3 protein-coding genes are annotated in these 1,882 nt (G+C 68.5%); all 3 read right to left on the bottom strand.

Annotated features, from left to right (window positions below):
- A partial coding sequence (ccmA, locus tag OS124_RS0117210) for a heme ABC exporter ATP-binding protein CcmA (RefSeq protein WP_010141082.1) occupies window positions 1-476 on the bottom strand: 476 nt, incomplete at its 3' end.
- Window positions 477-690: 214 nt separating this feature from the next.
- Window positions 691-1,044, bottom strand: a complete 354-nt coding sequence (locus OS124_RS0117215) for an Mth938-like domain-containing protein (protein ID WP_010141083.1) — start codon at window positions 1,042-1,044, stop codon at window positions 691-693.
- An 85-nt stretch (window positions 1,045-1,129) separates the two neighbouring features.
- Window positions 1,130-1,882: protein translocase subunit SecF (secF, locus tag OS124_RS0117220; RefSeq protein ID WP_010141085.1), on the bottom strand; the 753-nt coding region annotated here is incomplete at its 5' end.

A 1,882-nucleotide genomic window follows, 5' to 3' on the forward strand; every position in this document is an offset into this window, starting at 1 on the left:
ACGGCCCCGGCGAAGAGCGCGACCGAAGCGGCATCCAGAGAGACCGTCGGCTCGTCCAGCAGCCAGATCGGGCGGCCCGTGACCATCAGCCGCGCCAGCCCGAGCCGCCGCTTCTGCCCGGCCGAGAGCATCCCGGCCAGCCGCTGCTCCAGCGCCACGAGGTCGAAGGCCGCGAGCGCCGGGTCGATATCGGACAGCCCGTGCACGGCAGCCCAGAACGTCAGGTTCTCGCGCACCGTCATCTGGGCCTTCAGCCCGTCCGCATGGGCGCCATAGGCCACGCTCTCGCTGTCAAAGCTCATCTGGCCGGCGCGCGCCGGTTGCAGCCCCGCGAGGCAGCGCAGCAGCGTCGTCTTGCCCGAACCGTTCGGCCCGCGCAGGATCAGCGCCTGCCCCGGCGCCAGTGCGAAGCTGACCCCGTCCAGCAGCGGCAGGCCGCCGCGGGCGACGCAAAGATCCGTGACACGCATATCCATGGACGATCCTTAACCCGTTCTCCTGCCGGGCAAAAGACGGCACGGGCGCGCCCCTGTCCTTGATCTGGCGCAGATGGCCCGGGCGGGATCGCCTCCGGCGGGAGTATTTTACGCCTGGTGATGATATGGGGCGGACCAAACCTGCATCACCAGGCTGAAAATACTCCCGCCGGAGGCAAGCCGACGGCACCGGAACGCGCCCGCCGCGCCGCTGTCAGACCGGCAGCAGCGCGGCGGCGATGCGGCGGCCTTCCGAGAGCAGCACGTTGAAGCTGCGGCAGGCGGTCGGGGTGGCCATCGGCTCGATCCCGATGCCGGCCTCGTCGAGGGCGGCCCGCAGGGCGGCCGGGACGGGGCGCATTTCGGGGCCGGTGCCCAGCAGGATCACGTCGACCTGCCCGGCCAGGGCCAGCAGCGGCGCGCTGTCCTCGGCGCCGCCCCAGGGCCGTGTGGAATTGGCCAGCACGAGGCAGGGCGCGGGCACGGCCTCGGTCCCGATACGGATGAAGCCGGGGCCATAGCCGTCGATCGGCCTGGCGTGGTCGTAGGAGATTTCGACGAGTTCCATGGGGCCTCCGGGAATGGGGAAAAGTGAGGGGCGGAACGAGAGCGGGGCCCCGCAGGGCCCCGACCGAGTGCGGCCTGATCGCCGCTCAGGCGTCGATATTGGCGAACTGCGTGCCGGCGCCGCCCGAGGGCTTGGACCAGTCACGCTTCACGCCCAGCCAGAGCACCACGTTCTTGGCCACGTAGACCGAGGAATAGGTGCCGATGACCACGCCCCAGGTGATGGCGAAGACGAAGCTGCGGATCACGTCACCGCCCAGCACCAGCAGGGCGATCAGGGCGATCAGCGTGGTGCCCGAGGTCATGATCGTGCGGCTGAGCGTCTCGTTGACCGAGAGGTTCATCACGTCGATGAGCTCCATCGTCTTGTACTTCCTGAGGTTCTCGCGCAGGCGGTCGAAGATCACCACGGTATCGTTGATCGAATAGCCGATGATGGTCAGCAGCGCCGCGATGGTCGCCAGGTCGAAGCGGATCTGCAGCAGGCTGAAGATGCCGATGGTCACGATCACGTCGTGGAACAGCGCGAAGACCGCCCCCAGCGAGAACTGCCATTCGAAGCGCAGCCAGATGTAGAGCAGGATTGCCCCGAGCGCTGCGCCGACCGCCAGGAAGGCGGTCTGGATCAGCTCTCCCGAGACCTTGGGGCCAACGCTTTCGACCTGGGTGAAGCGGATCGAGGGGTCGACCTCCTGCAGGGCCGCCTCGACCCGGGCGATGGTATCGCTGGCCACCGCCTCCTGCTCATCCTGCGCCTGGATGCGGATCATCGAGACATGCTCGTTGGCCGCGAAGGAGGGATCGTAGACCTCGGAGATCACCACGTCGCCCAGCCCCCG

The organism is Oceanicola sp. S124, assembly GCF_000220565.1.
In the GTDB taxonomy this organism is placed as follows: domain Bacteria; phylum Pseudomonadota; class Alphaproteobacteria; order Rhodobacterales; family Rhodobacteraceae; genus Pseudooceanicola.